Raw genomic sequence first — 20,485 nt, 5'->3', positions numbered from 1 at the left:
CCACCTTGGTTCTTCAATGGATAGCATCGCGGTGACCTCGACCTCAGGGAGTGGCCCCATGACCAGCAGGCGCGCGCGGACCCTGGCGATCGTCACACTGGCGGTCGTCGTTCCACTGGGGATCGTCGCCGTGGTCCGCGCCGGTGGCGAATCCGACGCGGGCGCCGCGCGTCCGGTCGCCGCGCCCGCCGCCACCCCGACCGAGGCCAGCCCGGTCCCGACCGACCTCACGGTCATCGTGCCCGGCCGGCCCGGCGAGTCGGGGGCCGCCCGCCCCGCCGAGGAGGTCCGTGGCCCCGCCGCGACGACGCAGAACTCGATGGACGTCTGGTTCGTGCGGATGATGATCCCGCACCACGCGCAGGCGTTGGAGATGGCGAAGCTCGCCCCGGAGCGCGCCGCCGACCCGGACGTGCGCGCCATCGCCGACCGGATCCGGGCCAGCCAGGGCCCGGAGATGGGCATGATGCGCGGCTGGCTGCAGAACCGGGGCCTCGCCGCCGAGGTCGCGGGGCACGATCACGGCACCATGCGGGGCATGCAGTCACCCGAGGCGATGCGGCAACTCGCGGCGGCCCGCGGCGCGGACTTCGACCAGCTCTTCGTGCGCATGATGACCGAGCACCACCGGGGCGCCATCGAGATGGCGACCAACCTGCTCAAGGTCGGCGCCGATCAGACGCTCAACGAGTTCGCCAACTCGGTCGCCACCGAGCAGACCGTGGAGATCGACCGGATGCGTGAGCTGCTCGCCTCCTGACCGACCGACGGGAACGGGCACCGCCGCCCGCGAAGCCCGGCAAGTACGCTGGGTGACCGTGAACCGTACGTTCCTCGGCCGTCCGCTGCGCAGCGTCGCCTTCGACGCCTTCGTCTCCGGCATCGTCGCGCTCGCCGGGGTGGTCGGCGCGGTCGCCCAGCCGGGCGGGTGGCTGGCCACCCTCGTCGGGATGGCGATGGCGGTCGCCCTGCTGTTCCGCCGGACCCACCCCACGGCCACGGCCGTGGCGGTCGGGGCGCTCGGGCTGTCCCAGGTGATCGCCGGCTGGGGACCGCTCGCCTTCGACGTCGGCGTGCTCATCGCGATCTACAGCGTGGTCAAGTACGCCGACCGGCTCCGCGACGGCGTGCTCGCGGGCATCGCCGCCGCCATCGGGGTGGTGCTCGCCTCGCTCCAGGTCCGCGGGCCCGGCCCGTGGTGGGGCAGCGCGATCTACTTCGGGCTGGTCACCGGCGCGATCTGGCTGGTCGGGCTGAACGTGCGGACCCGGCGGCTCTACGTGGTCAGCCTCGAGGAGCGGGCCGCGACGCTGGAGCGGGAACGTGAGGCCGAGTCGCGCGCCGCGGTCGCCGGCGAACGCACCCGGATCGCCCGCGAGCTGCACGACGTGGTGGCGCACAGCATGGCCGTCATGATCGTCCAGGCCGACGGCGCCCGGTTCATGCTGGACCGGGACCCGGAGACCGCCCGCCAGGCGGTGAAGGTGGTGGCGGACACCGGCCGGCAGGCGCTGGAGGAGATGCGCCGGCTGGTCGGCGTACTGCGGGAGCCGAGCCCGTCGCAGCCGCCGGCCGCGCCCGACGCGTCGGCCCGGCCGGACGGCGCCGGGGTGAGCGCCGACCCGGAGCACCGGCGGCTGGCCCTGGCCGAGCTGCCCACCCTGCTCGACCGGTTCCGCGCCGCCGGCCTGCGGATCCGGCACACGGTCAGCGGCACACCGCCGACGCTGCCGCCCGGCCTGGAGCTGACCGTCTACCGGGTCGCCCAGGAGGCGTTGACCAACGCGCTCAAGCACGGCGGGGTCGGCGCGAGCGTCGAGTTGACGCTCGAACACGCCGCCGACGCCGTGGTGGTCCGGGTGGCCGACGACGGGCGCGGCCGGCCGGTGGTCAACCCGGCGCCGTCCGGCGGGCACGGCCTGGTCGGGATGCGCGAGCGGGTCGGGGTGTACGAGGGCAGCCTCACCGCCGGCGCCCGGCCCGGCGGGGGCTGGCAGGTCGAGGCGCGGCTGCCGCTACCGTCGACCTCCGCTACGACGGAGGTGATCGCGGCATGACGGTTCGGGTGGTGATCGTCGACGACCAGGCGCTGGTCCGCGCCGGGTTCCGGATGGTGCTGGACTCCCAGCCGGACCTCGAGGTCGTCGGCGAGGCGATCGACGGCGCGGACGCGCTGCGGGTGCTCGCCAAGGTCGAGGCGGACGTGGTGGTGATGGACATCCAGATGCCGACCATGGACGGGGTGGAGGCGACCCGGCGGCTCTGCGCCGACCGGCCCGCCGGCCCGCCCCGGGTGCTGGTGCTCACCACCTTCGACACCGAGGCGGACGCGTTCGCCGCGCTCCAGGCCGGGGCGAGCGGCTTCCTGCTCAAGAACGTGCCCCCGGAGGAGCTGCTCGCCGCGATCCGGGTGGTGGCCCAGGGTGACTCGGTGGTGGCCCCGTCCATCACCCGGCGGCTGCTCGACCGCTTCGCCGGGCAGCTCGGCTCGGGGCCCACCGAGGACCCGCGACTCGACCAGCTGACAGACCGGGAGCGGGAGATCCTGCTGCTGGTGGCGCAGGGCCTCTCCAACGCGGAGATCGCCGCCCGGGTGCACGTCGCCGAGGCGACGGTGAAGACCCACGTCGGTCGGATCCTGGCCAAGCTCCAGCTCCGCGACCGGGTCCAGGCGGTGGTGCTGGCCTACGAGAGCGGCCTGGTCGTCCCCGGCGGCTGACCGCCGGTACGACCTGGGTCGTACGGGTCCGTCCGGTCGGGGGCGACCCGGGGCGTACCGAGGCCGAGCGCGCAGGTGGAGATCGACGGACCGGTACCGCGCATAGCGTCGGAGAGGTCAGATCGTCCGTCCTCACCGGGAGCATCGCGTGCCCGTCCCACCTTCCGCGCCCGCCGCCGGCGGCATGCTGCGGCTCACCCTGCGCTCGCTGCGCGCCGAGGCGCTACGGCTGCTGCTCTCCGCGCTGGCCGTCGTGCTCGGCGTCGCGTTCATCGCCGGCACACTGATCTTCGTCGACGGCATGCGCTCCGGCGCCTACGAGCGGGCCGGCACCTTCGACCGGCACACCGACCTCGGCGTGTACGCCGAGCGGCAGCCGATCCCCGCGGCGCTGGTCGACCGGGTACGCGCGGTCGACGGCGTGGCCGCCGCCGACGGGGAGCTGACCGGCACCGGCGGGGTGCTCGGCGCGGACGGCCGGCCGGTGCTCGGCTACGGCTTCCTCGCCGCCGTTCCCACCGACCCGGCGCTGCGCTCGTACCAGGTGGTCGCCGGCCGGCTGCCGGACCGCGCCGGGGAGGTGGTCCTCGACGCGCCCACGGTGGCGCAGGAGGGCTTCACCCTCGGCGCGCCGGTACGGGTCGGCGGCACCGGTGCGGCCGCCCGCCCGTACACCCTGGTCGGCACGGTCGACGTGGCCGGCACCGTCCGGGACATCGGCGGCCCGTTCATCGGGCTGACCGGGCCGGACGCCCTCGCCGTCACCGGAATGGCGGGCTACGGCCGGATCATGGTGGCCGCCCGGCCCGGCGTCGACGAGGCGGCGCTGGCGACCCGGCTCGCCGCGGTGACGGACGCCGGGACGGTGGTGAAGGACCGCCAGCAGATCCTCGACGAGGCGGTCGAGGACGCGGTCCGGGACCTGCGCCAGTTCACCATGGTGCTGCTCACCTTCGCCGGCGTGGCCGTCGTGGTGGCCGGGTTCGTCATCGCGAACACCTTCGCGATCGTGCTGGCCCAGCGCACCCGCCAGACCGCGCTGCTACGGCTGGTCGGCGCCACCCGGGGGCAGGTGTTCCGGGCCGCCCTGCTGGAGTCGGCGCTGATCGGGTTGGTCGCCTCGGCGCTGGGCGTGCTGCTCGGCGCGGCCCTGGCCGCCGGGATGGGCGCTCTGCTGCCCCGCCTCGACGTCCCGGTCAGCGGCGGGCTCACCGTCACCGCGTCGAGCGTGCTGCTGAGTCTGACCCTGGGCACGGTGCTCACCGTCGCCGCGGCCCTGCTGCCGGCGTGGCGGGGCAGCCGGGTCGCGCCGGTCGCCGCGCTGACCGACGCCGCCGTGCAGCCGAGCCGTCCGGCCGGTCGGCTCCGGCTGGCCGCCGGCGGGCTGGTTCTCGCCGCGGGGATCGCCGCGCTGCTCGGTGCGGCCGTCGCGGCCCAGATCGCGCTGGTGGCGCTCGGCGGGGTGCTCGCCTTCCTCGGCATCGTGCTCTTCGGCCCGGTGCTCGTCCCGGCGATGATCCGCGTCCTCGGCTGGCCGGTCCGGCGCCTCGTCGGGGCGACCGCCGGTCTCGCCGTGGCCAACGCGGTGCGTAATCCGCGCCGCGCGGCCGCCACCACCACCGCTCTGGTGATCGGCATCAGTCTGGTGTCCGCGTTCGTGGTCGGCGGGCGCAGCACCAAGGACGGCATCGAGCGCAGCGTGGACGCCCAGATCGGGGTCGACTTCGTGGTCACCGGCATCGGCGGGGACCTGCCCGCGCCGCTCGCCGGCGAGCTGCGGGCCCGACCGGAACTGGGCGTGGTGCACGAGGAGCGCACCGCGGTGACCGACCGCATCGAGGTGCGCGCGGCCCACCCGGCGCTGATCGGCCGGACGCTGACCGGGGTGGCGGCCGGTGACCTCGCCCGGTTCGGCCCGGGCACGGTCCTGGTGCACGAGGAGCTGGCCGCGGCGCGGGGTTGGCGGGTCGGGTCCACCGTGACGCTGCGCGGCCGACCGTTCCGGGTCGCCGCGGTGGTCGCCGACGACACTCCGGTGGCGGGCGGCGCGGTCGCCGAGGGGCACGTGCTCGACGTGGTGGACGACGACTTCAGCGCGCTCTTCCCGCGGGAACGGGGCTACCTGGCCGAGATCGACCCCGCGGCGGGGGTCGGCGCCGCGGAGGCCCGCGCGGCCATCGAGGCGGTCCTCGGCCGGTACCCGACGGTGAACCTGCTGGACCAGGCCGCGTACAAGCAGATGCTGACCGGCACGGTGGACATGCTGCTCGGGCTCGTCACCGCGCTGCTCGGCCTCGCCGTGGTGATCGCGCTGGTCGGGGTCGCGAACACGCTCAGCCTGTCGGTGGTGGAGCGCACCCGGGAGAACGCCGTGCTGCGCGCGGTCGGGCTCAGCCGACGCCGGATGCGGGCCATGCTCGCCATCGAAGCGGTGCTCATGGCGCTGGTCGGCGCGCTGCTCGGGATCGGCCTCGGCGCCGGGGTGAGCGCCTCGGCCATGGCGATGCTGGCCCGCATCGGCGGGGACTTCCACGTGGTGCTGCCGATCGGCCAGCTCGCCCTGATCCTCGCGGTGGCGGTGGTGGCCGCCCTGCTCGCCTCGGTGCTGCCGGCCCGTCGGGCATTGGCCCGCCCGGTGGTGGCGGCGCTCGCCGACCAGTGACGGCCGGCCGGTGAACGGCCGCCGGCCCGGTTCCGTCGGCCAGGCGCGACGGGACCGGGCCGGCGGTGCCGGGTCAGAGCCGCTCGACCACCGGGCCGGAGCAGCGGTTGCGGGCGTCGAAGATGTAGCGGGCGTTTTGGGTCACCAGCTCGTAGTCGAAGACGTCGTGGTCGGTCACCACGACCACCGCGTCCGCGGCCCGGATCTCCCGTTCGGTCAGGTTCACCACGGTCACGCCGGCGGGCACGTGGTGCGGCTCGGCGTACGGCTCCACCGCGCGTACCTCCGCGCCGAGCCGCTGCAACCGCTGGGCCACGTCGACGGCGGGGGAGTCGCGCATGTCGCCGGTGTTCTTCTTGTACGCGAGCCCGAGCACCAGCAGCCGGGCGCCGGTGACCGGCCGGCCGGTCCGGTTCAGCCCGGCCATCACCCGCTGCGTGACGTGCTCGGGCATCTCGTGGTTGATGTCGTTGGCCAGCTCGATGAACCGGAACTGCCGGCCCAGCCGCCGCTTGACCTGCCAGGACAGGTAGCACGGGTCGATCGGCAGGCAGTGCCCGCCGACGCCTGGGCCGGGCCGGAACGGCATGAACCCGAACGGCTTGGACTCGGCCGCGTCGATCGCCTGCCAGACGTCGATGTCCAGGTGGTGGGAGAGCATCGTCAGCTCGTTGATCAACGCGATGTTGACCTGGCGGAAGGTGTTCTCGATCAGCTTGGTCAGCTCAGCCACCCGGGTCGAGTCCACCGGCACCGTCCGGTGGACGAGGCGCTGGTAGAACTCGTCGACCCGGGCCAACGAGGCGGCGTCCACCCCGGAGACCACCTTCGGGGTGTTCTCCAGCCGCCAGGTCGGGTTGCCCGGGTCGATCCGTTCCGGGCTGTAGCCCAGGTGGAAGTCACCGGGGCTGTGCAGCCCGCTCGCCGACTCCAGCAGCGGCAGCAGCAGCTCCTCGGTGGTGCCCGGGTAGGTGGTGGACTCCAGGATGACCGCGCAGCCGGGCCGGACGTACGGGCCGATCCCGATGCCGGCCTGCTCGACGAAGCTGAGGTCCGGGGTGCCGTCACGCAGCGGGGTGGGCACGGTGATCACGCAGATGTCGAAGCCCTCGGCGTCGGTGTACTCCGTGCTCGGCAGGTACCGGCCGCTGCTCAGCGCCCGGCCCAGCCGCTCGGTCGGGATGTCCTCCACGAACGACTCGCCCGAGGCGAGCCGCTTGACCCGGTCGGCGTCGACGTCCAGGCCGACCACGTCCAGGCCGGCCTCCACGGCCCGCATGGCCAGTGGCAGTCCGACGTACCCCTGGCCGATGACGACCAACTTCTCAGTGCTCACCCGAGCTCCCGCGGCAGATGGAAACGACCAGGTTGGAGCCTAGGGGGGTCTCTGCGGCCGTACGTCCGTTTTGGGGATATCGGGACGGGTGTGCTCTGTCGGGCATCCGGCAACCGTCCGGCCGTCACCTTCTGCCGGTGCGCCGACGGCCGCCCCGCCCCCGACCAGGCTCTGGTGGACGTCCGGTGGCGGCGGCTCAGCCCGCCGGTGGGCCGTTCGGGTCGGTCTGGCTGCTCTCCGTCGCGGTCGGCTCCGGGTTGTCGGTCGTCGGCGGCGCGGAGGTCGTCGGCGTCTCGGTCGGCGGCGGGGCCGTGGTCGTAGGGGCCGGCGACTCCGGGCTGGCCGACTCGCTCGGCTGCACGCTCGCGCTCGGGCTGGCCGACACCGACTCGCTCGCGCCCGGCGCGGCCGGCCGGTCCGGCCGGGCCGGGTCGGAGGTGTTCTCCTCGTTCGCCGCCGGCAGGTCGGCGCGGCCGGTCGGGGCCACCGCCGGCGCGGTGGTGGGAAGCTCGACCGCCGGGGCGTTGGCGTACTTGGCCGCGCCGAGCGCCGCTGCCAGGCCGGTCAGTGCCACCAGCACCGCCGCGGCGGCACCGACGAGAGCGCGACGCCCGCGCCGGCGACCCGGCTGCCCGGCGGCGGCGAGCACCGCCTCGGAGGAGAGCTCCGCCTGGGTGTCCGGACCGGCTCCGCGCAGCGGGGTCGCCGTCACCATGGCGGTCGGCGGCGCGCCGTCGGTGACCGCGGTACGCGCCGCCTCGGCCATCGCCGCGCCGCTGCTGAACCGGTCGGCCGGATCCTTGGCCAGGGCCCGTGACACCAGGGCGCGAACCGCCTCGGGGATGTCGTGTGACAACTCCGGCGGTTCGTCGTCGAGGTGCCGGACGGCGACCTGCAGCGGGTTGTCCCCGGTGAACGGCGGCCCACCGGTCAGGCAGCAGAAGGCGACCGCGCCGAGGGCGTAGATGTCGGTGGCACCGCTGACCGGCCGCCCCGCGGCCTGCTCGGGCGCCATGTAGAGCGCGGTGCCGGGCACCGCGTTGGTGCTGGTGATGCTGGTCACGTTGGTCGACCGGGCCACCCCGAAGTCGACCAGGACGACCGTGCCGTCCTCCTGGACCAGGAGGTTGCTCGGCTTCACGTCGCGGTGCACGATGCCGCCGCGGTGCGCCGCGTTCAGCGCCTGTGCGGCCTGGGCGACGATCGACATGGTCTCGGCGACGTCGAGCCGGCCGGCGGCCTCGATCCGCTTGGACAGCGGTTCGCCCTGGACGAACTCCATGACCAGGTAGTCGGCCCGGCCGCCGTCGGGCAGGTCGTCCTCGCCGCAGTCGAAGACCTGCACGATGCCCGGGTGTCGCAGCGCGGCCATGATCCGCGCCTCGGCCCGGAACCGGGCGATGAAGTCCGGGTCGGAGACCAGCGCCGGCAGCAGGACCTTGACCGCGACCTGCCGGCCGAGGACCAGGTCCGTGCCCCGCCAGACGTCGCCCATGCCGCCGGTGGCGACGCGTTCGTCCAGGCGGTACCGACCGCTGAGTACGACCTCCGATGACAACACGGGATTACCGTACCCAGAGCGGTCGCGGACCACGCGGCGCGCTGGGCCGCGTCGGTCGACGCCGCCACCACCGAGGCGACCGACCCGCTCCGGTTTCGCCGGCCACGACTGTGACGCTGCGGCAGCGATCCGTGACAGGATGCGACATGCCGCCGCGCTGGACGGCCCTGCGGCCGGACGGAGCAATCGCCGAGGTCACGTAGCGTCTGCGGGGGCCGTCGCGTTACGGCGACACACCGCAGTGCGAGCTTGATAATTGTCACTCTTCCGTGACGTCCTGCTGACTTGTCGGTGCCATGGTCCGCTCCTACCGTTAGCGCGACTCGGGGCCGCTTCACGGCGCCGGTACGGCGCCCCGCCGACCGTCATCCGCCGTGGCGAGCGTCCAGACGCGCCGCCCGGGCCACGGCGGTCGCGGGGCGATCAGGCCAGCGGGGGGCTGAGAGAGTGCGGGAAGAGGTCCGGTCGACGGACCGGGCGGGCATCGCGTGCGCCAGCACCGGCGTTCGCCGCTCCGGCGTGACCCGGGGACGGCATGACTGGTGAGCTGAACGAGGCGGTCGCGGCGGCCCAGGCCGGCGACGAGGACGCCTTCCGCTTCCTCTACCGAACCCTCCAGCCGGGCCTGCTGCGATATTTGGCCGCCCTGGTCGGCGCGGACGCCGAGGACGTGGCGTCGGAGACCTGGTTGCAGATATCCCGGGACCTGCCCAGCTTCACCGGCGGCGAGTTCCGCGCCTGGACGGTCACCATCGCCCGCAACCGCGCCATGGACCACCTGCGGCGGCAGCGGCGTCGCCCGTCCCTGCCGGTGCCGGTGCAGGCGCTCAGCGAGCTGGCCGGCGACGCCGACACCGCAGAGCGGGCCGGGGAGACCATCGGCACCGAGGCCGCGCTCGCGCTGATCGCCACCCTGCCGCCGCGCGAGGCGGAGGCGGTCCTGCTCCGGGCGGTCATCGGCCTGGACGCCGAGACCGCCGGCCGGGTGCTCGGTCGCCGGGCGGGCGCGGTGCGCACCGCCGCCCACCGAGGGCTGCGCCGGCTCGCCGCGCTGATGGAGCGCCGCGACCTCCGGTCGCCGGCCGCGCCCGAGGCGGCGCTGCCCGAGGCCGCGGCACCGCCCGACAGCGCGGCAACGGCCGACAGCGCATCGCCGCCTGACGGCGCATTGCCGCCCGGCGGCGCGGCGGCGCCCCGGCCCCGGGGCGGCCGGCGCCCGCAGGCGCCGCACGCCGAACCGGCGGATGGTTGACGTGAGGGGATTCAGGATGAGTAGGCGTCGGCCGGACCGGCCCGTCGACCGCGGCGAGGCGGATCGGCTCCTCGACGCGTCCCGCGCCGGCGAGCCCGCCGCCTCGACCGATCCACTGGCCGGACTGCTGGCCGCCGCGGCCGCTCCGGCGCGCCCGGACGAACTGGCCGGGGAGGAGGCCGCGCTGGCGGGGTTCCGGGCGGCCCGGGCCGCCCCGGCGCCGGTGCGGCCCCCGCGCCGCCGCCGTTTCACCGCGAGCGCCGTGGCCTGGGCCGCCGGAGTGCTCGCCACCGCCACCGCCGGCGCGGCGTTCGCCGCGGTCAGTCTGGACGGGCCACCGGATCCGACCCCGCCGCCCGGCCCGGCCACCCCGGGCCCGAGCACCGGCCGCCCGGACGGCTCACCCACCGGTGGCGCGACGCCCACCGGCGACCCGGGCGCCTCCGCGACACCGGCACCGAGCCCCAGCAGCAGCGGTCCGTCCGCCGCCCCGAAGCGTGACGGGGCGTTGGCCGGGCACTGCCGGGCGTACCTGGCCAAGAAGCCGGCCCAGCGGCAGAAGGCGCTGGAGACCCCCGGGTTCGCGCCGCTGGTCACTGCCGCCGGTGGCGCCGGGCAGGTCGAGGCGTACTGCCAGCGGCTGGTCACGCAGGACGGGACCGGACCGACGACCGGTCCGACCAACGGTTCCGGCGACGGCTCCGCCAAGGACAACGGGTCCGGCGACGGCAACGGCGACGGCAACGGCGACGGCAACGGCGACGGCAACGGCAACGGATCCGGCAACGACAAGGACAAGGACAAGGAGAACGCGGCCGGGACCGCCCACGCCGGCAAGCGGGTGGGCGCGGGCGACGAGTCGGCTGACCCGGTCAGTCCCGCTACCGATCGGCCCACCCCGGCGGCCGGCTGAAGATCGCCCTGGCCGGTGCCGGGTCCGGCGTCGGACCGGGACCGGGCCAGCCATTCCCGCCGAGCGTACGAAATTCGTCTGCTAGACAGAGGATGGTGAGGCCCCGGACGCCGGCCGAGAGTGTCGCCGGGTGGCGTTACGGTGGCACGGTGTCCAAGGGCGGGCACGGGAGGGGGCCATCGATGGTGACGTCACCCGAGCTGGATCGCGGCGCGATCCTGCAAGAATCCGCTGCCGCCGCCCGCCACCTCGCGCGGATCTGTTTCAAGACCGGCCCCCCGACCCACACCGGCGTCGAACTGGAATGGACCGTGCACGACGCCGCCGATCCCGCCCGCCCGGTCGATCGCGGCCGGCTGCAGGCGGCGCTGGGGCGGCACAGCCCCGCCACCCTCGACCACACGAGTCCCGCCGAACCGCTGCGCAACGGCAGCGCAGTGACCCTGGAGCCGGGCGGGCAGCTCGAGATCTCCACCCCGCCGCGAGCCTCGATCGCCGCGCTCGTGCGCGCCACCGAGGCCGACATCGCCGAGGTCGCCGGCCTGCTGCGGGCGGCGGGGCTGCTCCTCGGCCGCGCCGGCATCGACCCGCACCGGCGACCCCGGCCGGTGCTGCACACTCCCCGCTACCGCGCCATGCGCCGCGTCTTCGACCAGCGCGGCTCCGCCGGGCGCACGATGATGTACTCCACCGCCGGGCTGCAGGTCTGCCTCGACGCGGGGCAGCCCGAGCTTCTCCCGCTGCGCTGGGCGGTCGCGCACGCGGTCGGGCCCCCGCTGCTCGCGGCGTTCGCCACGGCCGACCGGCACGCCGGGCGGCCCACCGGCTGGGCCTCCGCGCGGATGGCGGCCTGGCTGGCGATCGACCCGGCCCGCACCGGCCCGGTCTGGTCGCCGCGGCGGCCCGACGAGGATCCGACGGCCGCCTGGATCCGTTACGTGCTCGCCGCACCGCTGCTCTGCCTGCGCAATCCGGGGCCGGACTGGACGCCCCCGCCCGGCGTCACGTTCGGCGACTGGTTGGCCGGCGCGCTGCCGAGGCCGCCGACCACCGACGACCTCGACTACCACGTGAGCACGCTCTTTCCGCCGGTACGCCCGCGCGGCTACCTGGAACTGCGCTACCTCGACGCGCAGCCGGGCCGGGGCTGGGTGACCCCGCTGGCGATGCTGGCCGCACTCTTCGCCGACCCGGCCACCCTGCACGCCGCCCACGTCGTCAGCGCGCCGGTGGCCGACCGCTGGCACGCCGCGGCCCGGCACGGGCTCGCCGACCCGGCGCTCGGTGCCGCCGCGGCGCAGCTGTTCGACCTGGCACTCGCGGCCCTGCCGCGGCTCGACCTGCCACCCGACCTGCACGAGCAGACCCACCGAGGCTTGCGGCGGCGGCGCACCGCCGCGGAGAGGGGAGACCGGTGACCGACACGACCGACAGGCTCGGCACGGAGCAGCTACGCGACCGGATAGCGACCGAGCTGGAACGCACCCGCGCCCGGACCGCGCTGCTGACCGACGTCGTCGACGACGTCGACCTGATGCGGCAGCACTCCCCGCTGATGTCCCCGCTGGTCTGGGATCTCGCCCACGTCGGCAACCAGGAGGAGCTCTGGCTGGTCCGGGACGTCGGCGGGCGTCCGGCCGTCCGGCACGACATCGACGAGCTCTACGACGCGTTCAAGCAGCCCCGCAAGGACCGTCCGACGCTGCCGCTGCTGCCGCCCGGCGAGGCCCGCGCCTACGTGCGCACCGTCCGCGACAAGGTCCATGACCTGCTCGACGGGATCCGGTTCACCGACCAGCCGCTGGTCGCGGACGGGTTCGCCTTCGGGATGATCGTCCAGCACGAGCAGCAGCACGACGAGACGATGCTCGCCACCCACCAGCTGCGCTCCGGGCCGGCGGTGCTGCACGCCCCACCACCGCCGCCACCGCGGGCCCGGGTCGGCGGGGAGGTGCTGGTCCCGGCCGGTGAGTTCACCATGGGCACCGACACCGATCCGTGGGCACTGGACAACGAGCGCCCGGCGCACCGGGTCGACCTGCCCGCGTACGCGATCGACGCGGCGCCGGTGACCAACGGGGAATACCGGCGGTTCATCGCGGCGGGCGGCTACGACGACCCGCGGTGGTGGAGCACGGCCGGCTGGGCGCACCGGGTGGCGGCGGAACTCGCCGCGCCGATGCACTGGCGACGCGACGGCGACGGCTGGGCCTACCGGCGGTTCGGCCGCTGGGCGCCGGTCCGCGACGACGAGCCGGTCGTGCACGTCTGCTGGTACGAGGCGCAGGCCTACGCGACCTGGGCCGGCAAGCGGCTGCCGACCGAGGCGGAGTGGGAGAAGGCCGCCCGGTGGGATCCGGCCACCGGGCGGTCCCGTCGCTACCCGTGGGGCGACGACGACCCGACCGCCGCGCACGCCAACCTCGGTCAGCGTCACCTGTCACCGGCCCCGGTCGGCGCCTATCCGCAGGGGGCGTCCCCGCTCGGTGTGCACCAGCTGATCGGCGACGTCTGGGAGTGGACCGCCAGCACCTTCCGGGGCCACCCCGGCTTCACCGCGTACCCCTACCGGGAATACTCCGAGGTCTTCTTCGGCGACGACCACCGGGTGCTGCGCGGTGGGTCGTTCGGCACCGACCGGGCCGCCTGCCGGGGCACGTTCCGCAACTGGGACTACCCGATCCGCAGGCAGATCTTCAGCGGTTTCCGCTGCGCCCGCGACGCCCGGCCCGAGGAGTCGCAGCCGTGACGCTCGCCCGCCGCGACCGGCCGGTGGCCCGCGGCGGTGCCGGCTGATGTGTCGTCACCTGGCCTACCTCGGGCCTCCGGTCACCCTGGCGGAGCTGCTGTTCGACCCGCCCTACTCGCTGGTCCGGCAGTCCTGGGCACCGCGGGACATGCGCGGCGGCGGCACCATCAACGCCGACGGCTTCGGGGTCGGCTGGTACCCGGGCGACGGTGAGCCGGTGCGCTACCGGCGCGCCCAGCCGATCTGGAGCGACCCGACGATCGCCCAGTTGGCCGGGGTCACCTCGGCCGGCGCGGTGCTCGCCGCCGTCCGGTCCGCGACCGTGGGCATGGCGGTGCTCGACAACGCGGCCGCTCCGTTCGCCGAGGGGCGCTGGCTGTTCAGCCACAACGGCCTGATCCGCGGCTGGCCCGACGCGGTGCTGCCGCTCGCCGCCGACCTGCCGGTGCGGGACCTGCTGACCCTGGACGCGGCCACCGACTCGGCGTTGCTCTGGGCGCTGACCCGCCACCAGCTGCGGGCCGGCGTCGACCCGGCCGACGCGGTGGCCTCGACGGTGGCCGCGGTGGCCGCGGCGGCACCTGGGTCCCGGCTCAACGTGCTGCTGACCGACGGCTGCACCGCGGTCGCCAGCGTGTTCGGGCACGCGCTGTCGCTCCGGGAGACCCCGGACTCGGTGCTGCTCGCCTCCGAACCGCACGACGACGACCCCGGATGGCGGGCGGTGCCGGACGGGCAACTGGTGACCGCCGTCGCCGGCCGGGTGCGGCTGCGTCCGCTGGGGCGGCGGTCAGCACGGCGGGGCGATGCCGAACAAGGTCCATCTCACGTGAAGGGAAGTGCCTGAATGAGCGCCGAGCCACTGGAGATCCACATCGAGGAGCAGGACCTGGCCCGCGGGCTGCGCGACGACGTCCGCGTCGGGCTGACGGCGCAGCCGAAGTGGTTGCCTCCCAAGTGGTTCTACGACTCCCGGGGCAGTGAACTCTTCGAGGAGATCACTCGGTTGCCCGAGTACTACCCGACCCGGGCGGAGCGGGCCGTTCTGGCCGCCCGGGCGCCGGCCGTGGCCGAGCTGACCGGGGCGAAGACCCTGATCGAGCTGGGCTCGGGCTCCTCCGACAAGACCCGGCTGCTGCTGGACGCCTTCACCCGGCGCGGCGGGTTGGGCACCTTCGTCCCGCTGGACGTCTCGGCCAGCGCCCTGCGCGGCTCCACCGCGCAGATCGCCGCCGACTACCCGGGGCTACGGGTGCGGGGCATCGTGGGCGACTTCACCCGCCACCTCGACCGGCTGCCCACCGGCGGGCGGCGGCTGGTGCTCTTCCTCGGCGGCACGATCGGCAACCTGCTCCCCGCCGAGCGGGCCGAGTTCCTGGCCGGCACGCGGGCCGCCCTGGAGTCCGGCGACTGGCTGCTGATCGGCACCGACCTGGTCAAGGACCCGTCGGTGATCGTGCCCGCCTACGACGACGCGGCCGGGGTGACTGCCGAGTTCAACCGCAACGTGCTCCGGGTGGTCAACCGTGAGCTGGGGGCGGACTTCGACCCGGCGGCGTTCACTCACGTGGCGCGCTGGGACGCGGAGCATGAGTGGATCGAGATGCGGCTGCGCGCCGACCGGCCGATGCCCGTGCGGGTGGCCGATCTCGACCTGGACGTGACGTTCGCCGCGGGGGAGGAATTGCGCACCGAGATCTCCGCGAAGTTCCGCCCGGCGGGCGTCGCGGTCGAGCTGGCCGCCGCCGGCTTCGCCGTCGAGGCGTTCTGGACCGACGCCGACGGCCTCTTCGGCGTCACGCTGGCCCGCGCCACGTGACGCCCACGCCGGTCACCGGGTGAATCTGCGCACCCGGGCCGGCCGCGCCCGACCGTGATCGGATAGGCTTGGCCACGCGAAGGGGAGTAGCCCCCAATGTCGTGGTCGACATACTGGCGTGTTCCGCGCCCGGCCACGCGGCCCCGGTCACCGGGGCGGGCGAGACCTTCGACTCAGGCTGTTGCAGCCGGGTCGAGGGCGCCCCCGTACCTCCTCCCGGCCTGATCGGGAAGGGTGTCATGGAAGGATTCCTCGCCGCGCTGGTGATCAGCTTCGGCGTCATCTTCGTCGCCGAGCTGGGTGACAAGAGTCAGCTGATGGCACTGACCTTCGCCACGCGGTTCAAGCCGATGCCGGTCCTGATCGGCATCACCGTCGCCACCGCCGTGGTGCACCTGGCGTCGGTGGCCATCGGTACCGGCCTCGGCGCGGTGCTGCCGACCGAATGGATCTCACTGGTCGCCGGGCTGGCCTTCCTCGGCTTCGGCGCCTGGACGCTGCGCGGAGACACCCTCACCGAGGAGGAGCGGCGTAAGGCGGAGAAGACCAGCAAGTCGGCGATCGTCGCCGTCTCGGTGGCGTTCTTCCTCGCCGAGCTGGGTGACAAGACGATGCTCGCCACCATCACGCTGGCCACCCAGTACGGCTGGTTCGGCACCTGGCTCGGCTCGACCGTCGGCATGGTGGCCGCCGACGCGCTGGCGATCCTGGTCGGCCGGATGCTCGGGCGCCGGCTGCCGGAGAAGGTCATCAAGTACGGCGCTGCGGTGCTCTTCGCCATCTCCGGCCTCTGGCTGATCCTGGAGGCCGTCGCCCAGTTGACCTGAGGATCGACTACCGCCGCGCCCACGGGGTAACGGCCCCGGATGGGCGTCGAGGAGATCCTGCGCCAGGGTGACCAGGTGCTGGTCGTCGTGGTGGAGGTGGCCGGCGCGCTGATCATCTTTCTCGGCGCGGTCTGGGCGGCGGTGCGGTTCGTGGTCGAGGGACTGCGACACCGCACCGCCGCCGTCTTCACCCCGATCCGGCTCACCCTCGGCCGGTTCCTCACCCTGGGCCTGGAGTTCCAGCTCGCGGCGGACATCCTGCGCACCGCGGTGTCCCCGACGTTCGACCAGATCGGCCAACTGGCCGCGATCGCCACCATCCGGACCGCACTGAACTACTTCCTGGGTCGGGAGATCCGGCAGGAGCAACGGCAGGTCAGTGAGCCGGAGCGGCCGGGATGATCGGGGTTCTGATCACCACGGTCACCGCGCTGGCCCTGGTCAGCGGGGTGGCCGTGCTGCTCGCCACCCGCCGTGCGCGCACCGCCGTACGGGTGCTGCTGGACCTGCTGACCGCCGCCGGTCTGCTCCGGCTCGCGGCCGCCCGGGGCTGGCCGGATCTTGGGGCGGCGGCGGCGATCGTGGTGCTGCGCCAACTGCTCTGGGCGTCGCTGGCCGCCTGGCGTCCGTGGCCGCGGCGACAATCTCGGCCGCGCTGCGGGGAAGACGATCACCACCTACCGTTGGCGGTAGGTGGTGAAGCGGGAGAAACCGGGAGGATGACCACATGAGCAGGCATGACGAGCCCAACGAGTACGGCTTCGCCGGCGCCGGCACCGCGCCGGAGCCACCGCCGGGCGGTCGGGTCGACGAGCAGGACCGGGCCGAGGAGGTGGCAGTGCCGGGCGACGATCTCATGGAGCCGGCCAGCGAGGCGGTCGTCGAGGAGACCGGCGAGGAGCCCCCGGAGGAGCGCCGGGACTGACCGTCGACGGCTGATCCTTCCCCGGGGGCGGGCCGTTCACGTCGGCCGCTGGTAGACGTCCGGCACGCCGTCGCCGTCGGCGTCGGCGCGTTCCTTCTCGGCGAGCCGGCGGTAGACCGCGTTGCGGCGGGTCAGCACGACGGTGGCCAGCGCGGCGGAGATCAGCGAGCCGGCGAGCACGGCCACCTTCACCCGTTCGCCGGCGGCGGTGCCCGCGCCGAACGCCAGCTCGCCGATCAGCAGTGAGACGGTGAACCCGATACCGGCCAGCAGGGCCAGCCCGAGCAGGTCGGACCAGGTGATGTCCTCGTCCAGCTCGGCCCGGGTGAACCGGGCCAGCAGGAACGTCGAGGAGAAGATCCCGACGCTCTTGCCGAGCACCAGCCCGGCGACCACGCCGATCACCACCGGGTCGGTCAGCACCGCGCCGAGGTCCGCCCCGCGCAGCGCCACGCCGGCGGCGAAGAACGCGAAGATCGGCACCGCTACGCCGGCCGAGACGGGTCGCCACCGGTGTTCGAGCCGCTCGGCCAACCCGGCGCCGCCGCGCCGACCGCGCAGCACCGGCACGGCGAAACCGAGCAGCACCCCGGCCACGGTGGCGTGCACGCCGGAGGCGTGCACCAGCACCCAGGTGGCGGCGGCGAGCGGCAGCAGCGCCCACCACCAGGTGCGGCGCCGCTGCACCAGCAGCGCGAAGAGCCCGAGCGGCACGATCGCCGCGAGCAGCGGCAGCAGGCTGAGGTGCGCGGTGTAGAAGACGGCGATGATGGTGATCGCGAACAGGTCGTCGACCACCGCGAGGGTGAGCAGGAAGGCCCGCAGCCCGTGCGGCAGGTGGGAGCTGATCAGCGCGAGCACGGCCAGGGCGAACGCGATGTCGGTCGCGGTGGGGATCGCCCACCCCCGCAGTCCCGCGCCGCCGGTGCTCGCGGTGACGACGACGAAGATGAGCGCCGGTGCCAGCATGCCGCCGAGCGCCGCCACCACGGGTAGCGCGGCCCGGCGCCGATCCCGCAGTTCACCGGCGACGAATTCCCGCTTGAGCTCCAGGCCGACCACGAAGAAGAAGATGGCCAGCAACCCGTCGCCGGCCCAGCTCGCCAGATCCAGGTCGAGATGCCAGCGGGCACCTCCCGGCCACGGCACGAATTCGCGCAGCCCGGCGTAGGACTGGGTCCACGGTGAGTTCGCCCAGATCAGCGCGACCACGGCGCCGAGCAGGAGCAGCGCGCCACCGGCCGTCTCGGTGCGCAGCATGTCGGCCACGAACCGGGCCTCCGGCCAGGACGTACGCGAGAAGAAGCGGCCGCCGGAGCGGGACTGGTCGGTGCGGGGAGTGCGGTCGGTCATGCGCGGGGTCCACCTCGGGAGTTTCGGGACGGCACGGATCGATCGCCGACCAGACTTCCCGGCACACCGTCACCGACCCTATCCGCCCGGGGTTGGTCGGGCGACCGCGCGGCCGAGCGGTCGAGGGAGTGGACTGGTCGTACTTTTCCCGCCGGTACGCCGATGCCGAATGGCTGTTTGCCGGGTTGGTATTTCGGGCACGCCTCTCGTCCCCAAAAACGCATAACTCCGGACATAAGTCGCATGAGCCGCTTTAATAGTTTCACGAGTTAAAGACGACCTTGGGGGTTTTCGTGAAGTTCTTTGGCGTTACCGGCCTGGCACGGAGGCGCGCCTGATGGACCTGCTTCGCCAACTTCGCCACGTACGCCGGCACTGGTGGGTCGTGCTGGTCACCGTCATGGTGGCCCTGGGTGTCAGCGCGTTCCTCACCGTCCGGGCTCAACCCCGGTACGTCGCCTCGGTGACCTTCTTCGTCACCACACCGAACCAGGGTGTCTCGGACGCCTACCAGGGCGGCCTCTTCCTTCAGCAGCGCGTCAAGTCGTACGCCGACCTGCTCACCAGCGACCGGCTGGCGCAGAGTGTGGTGGCCGAGAACCCGGTCGGCCTGACCGCCGACGAGGTACAGCGCCGGGTCAGCACCTCGACCGAGGCGGGCACCGTCCTGCTGCGCGCGTCGGTGACCGACACGGACCAGACCCGGGCGCTGAAGGTCACCGAGACCCTCTCGACCAAGTTCGTCGAACTCGTACAGCGGGTCGAGACACCGCCGGAGGGCAAGGCGCCGATCAAGATCGAGGTGGTCAGCGGGCCCCGGGTCAGTTCCAGTCCGGTCTCGCCCCAGCCGGTGCGCAACCTGACGCTCGGCGGACTGATCGGTCTGCTCCTCGGCGTCGCGCTGGCGATCCTGCGCGGCGTGGCCGACGTGCGGCTGCGCGACGCGGCGGGCCTGCAGCGGGCCACCGGTAGCCCACTGCTCGGCGAGATCCCGTTCGAGGGCAGTGCCCGCTCGGCGCCGCTGATCGTCGGCGACGCGGCCACCTCCTCGCGCGCCGAGGCGGTCCGCAAGCTGCGCACCAACCTGCGCTTCGTCGACGTGCACGAGCCGGCCCGGGTCATCGCGGTCACCAGTGCCCTGCAGGGGGAGGGGAAGACCACGCTCTCCTGCAACCTGGCCATCGCGCTCGCCGAGGCGGGCTGGCGGGTGCTGCTGGTCGACGCCGACCTGCGCCGTCCCAAGGTCGACGACTATCTGGGCATCGACGCCGGCGTCGGTCTCACCGACGTGCTGGTGGGCGACGTCCAGGTCGGCGACGTGGTGCAGCGCTGGGGGGACAAGTCCCTGCTCGTGCTGCCCAGTGGCTCGGCCCCGCCGAACCCGAGCGAGTTGCTCGGTTCGAAGGCGATGGCGGACCTGCTGCTGGCCCTGCGCGAGTCCGCGGACATCGTGATCATCGACACCGCGCCGCTGCTCGCGGTGACCGACGGCGTGGTGGTGGCGGTCCAGGCCGACGGCGCGTTGCTGGTCAGCCAGCAGGGGCGGACCTCGCGGACCCAGGTGGCCGCCGCCGCCCGCGCGCTGCACTCGGTCTCGGTGCGGCTGCTCGGCTGCGTGCTCAACATGGCCAAGATGCCCAAGGCCGAGGCGTACCAGTACGAGGCCTACCGGGTGGTCGCGGCGGCGGAGACGCCCTCGGTGCCGACCGACCGGGCCGCCACCCCCCGGCACGCCGAGGGCACCGGGGTGAACGGCGTCAGCGACCGTACGCAGGAACTCACCCGGCTGCCCCGATGAGCGCCGCGAGGGGTCGCATCGACCGTTCGATCTCCTCGGCGCAGCTTCGGAAGTCGGCGGCCGTGCCGCCGATCGGGTCCCGCAGGTCGTCCATGCCGGGGGCGGCGGGTTGCAGCCGCCCCCGGGCCCGGGCGGCGGCCTCGACCGCGGCCCGCAGCGGGTCGCCGGCGATCTCCTCCGGCGGCTCCGCCGCGGCCGCCAGCCGGCCGAACTGGCGCAGGGTGAAGGTCCGGTGCAGCGCGGCCGGCGCCAGCGAGGTGCACACCGATCGCTGGCGCCGGGTCGCGGTCAGCACCAGCGTGGCGCCGGCCAGCAGATCGGCCGCGAGCCGGCGGGTGCGGAAGTCCGTCGGGTCCGCACCGGTCTCCGCCGCGACATCCGCGGCGTACGGGTGCATCGGCAACCCTTCGAGCGCGTCGGTGCCCGCGCTGGCCACCGTCACCGGCCTTCCCGCCAGCAGTCGCCGGGCCAGGAACTCGGCCATCGGCGAGCGGCACAGGTTGGCGTGGCAGACGAACAGCACCCGGTCGGTCATCGGGACCCCTCTCGTCGGTGCCGTCGCGGGCAGGCT

At 74.2% G+C, this 20,485-nt stretch carries 19 protein-coding genes; 15 read left to right on the top strand and 4 right to left on the bottom strand.

Features of this window, described 5'->3' with window-relative positions:
- The first annotated feature begins 58 nt into the window (after window positions 1–58).
- The 4 genes from AB0C04_RS25650 to AB0C04_RS25635 all read left to right on the top strand — a co-directional run bounded on the left by AB0C04_RS25650 (window position 59) and on the right by AB0C04_RS25635 (window position 5,381).
- Entirely contained in the window at window positions 59–760 is a 702-nt protein-coding gene (locus tag AB0C04_RS25650) for a DUF305 domain-containing protein (protein WP_357058909.1), read from the top strand.
- Between the two features lie 52 nt (window positions 761–812).
- Window positions 813–2,057, top strand: coding sequence for a histidine kinase (locus tag AB0C04_RS25645; RefSeq protein ID WP_357058906.1), 1,245 nt, complete (start codon window positions 813–815; stop codon window positions 2,055–2,057).
- Complete coding sequence (locus AB0C04_RS25640) at window positions 2,054–2,719, top strand: response regulator transcription factor (protein WP_357058903.1); 666 nt, start codon at window positions 2,054–2,056, stop codon at window positions 2,717–2,719. The genes AB0C04_RS25645 and AB0C04_RS25640 overlap by 4 nt, the downstream gene beginning before the upstream one ends.
- A 184-nt stretch (window positions 2,720–2,903) precedes the next feature.
- Window positions 2,904–5,381: an ABC transporter permease gene (locus AB0C04_RS25635; protein WP_357059324.1), complete on the top strand. Its 2,478-nt coding sequence runs from the start codon at window positions 2,904–2,906 to the stop codon at window positions 5,379–5,381.
- Window positions 5,382–5,454: 73 nt separating this feature from the next.
- Here AB0C04_RS25635 and AB0C04_RS25630 read toward each other — a convergent pair whose 3' ends face one another.
- Together AB0C04_RS25630 and AB0C04_RS25625 are read right to left on the bottom strand one after the other, a co-directional pair.
- Window positions 5,455–6,717 (bottom strand): nucleotide sugar dehydrogenase, encoded by a 1,263-nt coding sequence (locus AB0C04_RS25630; RefSeq protein WP_357058900.1) that lies wholly within the window; start codon window positions 6,715–6,717, stop codon window positions 5,455–5,457.
- 196 nt (window positions 6,718–6,913) lie between these two features.
- Window positions 6,914–8,278, bottom strand: a complete 1,365-nt coding sequence (locus AB0C04_RS25625) for a serine/threonine-protein kinase (protein WP_357058897.1) — start codon at window positions 8,276–8,278, stop codon at window positions 6,914–6,916.
- A gap of 535 nt (window positions 8,279–8,813) precedes the next feature.
- On the opposite strand from AB0C04_RS25625, the gene AB0C04_RS25620 reads away from it, so the two are divergent.
- From AB0C04_RS25620 to AB0C04_RS25575, 10 genes are all read left to right on the top strand, one after another.
- Window positions 8,814–9,530: an RNA polymerase sigma factor gene (locus tag AB0C04_RS25620; RefSeq protein ID WP_357058894.1), complete on the top strand. Its 717-nt coding sequence runs from the start codon at window positions 8,814–8,816 to the stop codon at window positions 9,528–9,530.
- 16 nt (window positions 9,531–9,546) lie between these two features.
- Window positions 9,547–10,443, top strand: a complete 897-nt coding sequence (locus tag AB0C04_RS25615) for a hypothetical protein (RefSeq protein WP_357058892.1) — start codon at window positions 9,547–9,549, stop codon at window positions 10,441–10,443.
- A 182-nt stretch (window positions 10,444–10,625) separates the two neighbouring features.
- The gene (gene egtA / locus AB0C04_RS25610) at window positions 10,626–11,861 is read left to right on the top strand and encodes an ergothioneine biosynthesis glutamate--cysteine ligase EgtA (protein WP_357058889.1); all 1,236 of its coding nucleotides are present in this window, start codon (window positions 10,626–10,628) and stop codon (window positions 11,859–11,861) included.
- Window positions 11,858–13,192 (top strand): ergothioneine biosynthesis protein EgtB, encoded by a 1,335-nt coding sequence (gene egtB / locus AB0C04_RS25605; protein ID WP_357058886.1) that lies wholly within the window; start codon window positions 11,858–11,860, stop codon window positions 13,190–13,192. The genes egtA and egtB overlap by 4 nt, the downstream gene beginning before the upstream one ends.
- Window positions 13,193–13,238: 46 nt before the next feature.
- Window positions 13,239–14,039 carry an ergothioneine biosynthesis protein EgtC gene (gene egtC / locus AB0C04_RS25600; protein WP_357058884.1) on the top strand — a complete coding sequence of 267 codons (801 nt, stop codon included), beginning with the start codon at window positions 13,239–13,241 and terminating at the stop codon, window positions 14,037–14,039.
- Window positions 14,040–15,011, top strand: a complete 972-nt coding sequence (gene egtD / locus AB0C04_RS25595) for an L-histidine N(alpha)-methyltransferase (protein ID WP_357058882.1) — start codon at window positions 14,040–14,042, stop codon at window positions 15,009–15,011.
- Between the two features lie 239 nt (window positions 15,012–15,250).
- Entirely contained in the window at window positions 15,251–15,838 is a 588-nt protein-coding gene (locus AB0C04_RS25590; protein ID WP_357058879.1) for a TMEM165/GDT1 family protein, read from the top strand.
- A 39-nt stretch (window positions 15,839–15,877) separates the two neighbouring features.
- Window positions 15,878–16,240: a DUF1622 domain-containing protein gene (locus AB0C04_RS25585; RefSeq protein ID WP_357058876.1), complete on the top strand. Its 363-nt coding sequence runs from the start codon at window positions 15,878–15,880 to the stop codon at window positions 16,238–16,240.
- A complete protein-coding gene (locus tag AB0C04_RS25580) occupies window positions 16,237–16,569 on the top strand; it encodes a hypothetical protein (RefSeq protein WP_357058874.1) in 333 nt (110 codons plus the stop codon). Before AB0C04_RS25585 ends, AB0C04_RS25580 begins: the two co-directional genes overlap by 4 nt.
- The gene (locus AB0C04_RS25575; RefSeq protein ID WP_357058872.1) at window positions 16,566–16,763 is read left to right on the top strand and encodes a hypothetical protein; all 198 of its coding nucleotides are present in this window, start codon (window positions 16,566–16,568) and stop codon (window positions 16,761–16,763) included. The genes AB0C04_RS25580 and AB0C04_RS25575 overlap by 4 nt, the downstream gene beginning before the upstream one ends.
- Before the next feature lie 36 nt (window positions 16,764–16,799).
- Here the strand turns inward: AB0C04_RS25575 and nhaA are convergent, their stop codons facing one another.
- Window positions 16,800–18,116, bottom strand: coding sequence for a Na+/H+ antiporter NhaA (gene nhaA / locus AB0C04_RS25570; RefSeq protein WP_357058869.1), 1,317 nt, complete (start codon window positions 18,114–18,116; stop codon window positions 16,800–16,802).
- Window positions 18,117–18,453: 337 nt separating this feature from the next.
- Between nhaA and AB0C04_RS25565 the strand changes: the two genes are divergently transcribed.
- Window positions 18,454–19,914 carry a polysaccharide biosynthesis tyrosine autokinase gene (locus AB0C04_RS25565; protein ID WP_357058865.1) on the top strand — a complete coding sequence of 487 codons (1,461 nt, stop codon included), beginning with the start codon at window positions 18,454–18,456 and terminating at the stop codon, window positions 19,912–19,914.
- Here AB0C04_RS25565 and AB0C04_RS25560 read toward each other — a convergent pair.
- Complete coding sequence (locus tag AB0C04_RS25560; RefSeq protein WP_357058862.1) at window positions 19,895–20,449, bottom strand: low molecular weight phosphatase family protein; 555 nt, start codon at window positions 20,447–20,449, stop codon at window positions 19,895–19,897. The genes AB0C04_RS25565 and AB0C04_RS25560 overlap by 20 nt on opposite strands.
- Window positions 20,450–20,485 lie beyond the last annotated feature (36 nt).

Source organism: Micromonospora sp. NPDC048909 (genome assembly GCF_040649635.1).
Taxonomy (GTDB): domain Bacteria; phylum Actinomycetota; class Actinomycetes; order Mycobacteriales; family Micromonosporaceae; genus Micromonospora.
Note: the sequence above shows the minus strand (reverse complement) of the source record. Positions and strands in the feature narration are given on the sequence as shown.

Coding starts and splice junctions, on each gene's coding strand:
- AB0C04_RS25620 (WP_357058894.1), top strand. CDS start 8,814: ATGACTGGTGAGCTGAACGAGGCGGTCGCGGCGGCCCAGGCCGGCGAC.
- AB0C04_RS25575 (WP_357058872.1), top strand. CDS start 16,566: ATGAGCAGGCATGACGAGCCCAACGAGTACGGCTTCGCCGGCGCCGGC.
- AB0C04_RS25615 (WP_357058892.1), top strand. CDS start 9,547: ATGAGTAGGCGTCGGCCGGACCGGCCCGTCGACCGCGGCGAGGCGGAT.
- AB0C04_RS25640 (WP_357058903.1), top strand. CDS start 2,054: ATGACGGTTCGGGTGGTGATCGTCGACGACCAGGCGCTGGTCCGCGCC.
- egtD (WP_357058882.1), top strand. CDS start 14,040: ATGAGCGCCGAGCCACTGGAGATCCACATCGAGGAGCAGGACCTGGCC.
- AB0C04_RS25650 (WP_357058909.1), top strand. CDS start 59: ATGACCAGCAGGCGCGCGCGGACCCTGGCGATCGTCACACTGGCGGTC.
- AB0C04_RS25585 (WP_357058876.1), top strand. CDS start 15,878: ATGGGCGTCGAGGAGATCCTGCGCCAGGGTGACCAGGTGCTGGTCGTC.
- AB0C04_RS25580 (WP_357058874.1), top strand. CDS start 16,237: ATGATCGGGGTTCTGATCACCACGGTCACCGCGCTGGCCCTGGTCAGC.
- AB0C04_RS25565 (WP_357058865.1), top strand. CDS start 18,454: ATGGACCTGCTTCGCCAACTTCGCCACGTACGCCGGCACTGGTGGGTC.
- AB0C04_RS25590 (WP_357058879.1), top strand. CDS start 15,251: ATGGAAGGATTCCTCGCCGCGCTGGTGATCAGCTTCGGCGTCATCTTC.
- nhaA (WP_357058869.1), bottom strand. CDS start 18,116: ATGACCGACCGCACTCCCCGCACCGACCAGTCCCGCTCCGGCGGCCGC.
- AB0C04_RS25560 (WP_357058862.1), bottom strand. CDS start 20,449: ATGACCGACCGGGTGCTGTTCGTCTGCCACGCCAACCTGTGCCGCTCG.
- egtA (WP_357058889.1), top strand. CDS start 10,626: ATGGTGACGTCACCCGAGCTGGATCGCGGCGCGATCCTGCAAGAATCC.
- egtC (WP_357058884.1), top strand. CDS start 13,239: ATGTGTCGTCACCTGGCCTACCTCGGGCCTCCGGTCACCCTGGCGGAG.
- AB0C04_RS25635 (WP_357059324.1), top strand. CDS start 2,904: ATGCTGCGGCTCACCCTGCGCTCGCTGCGCGCCGAGGCGCTACGGCTG.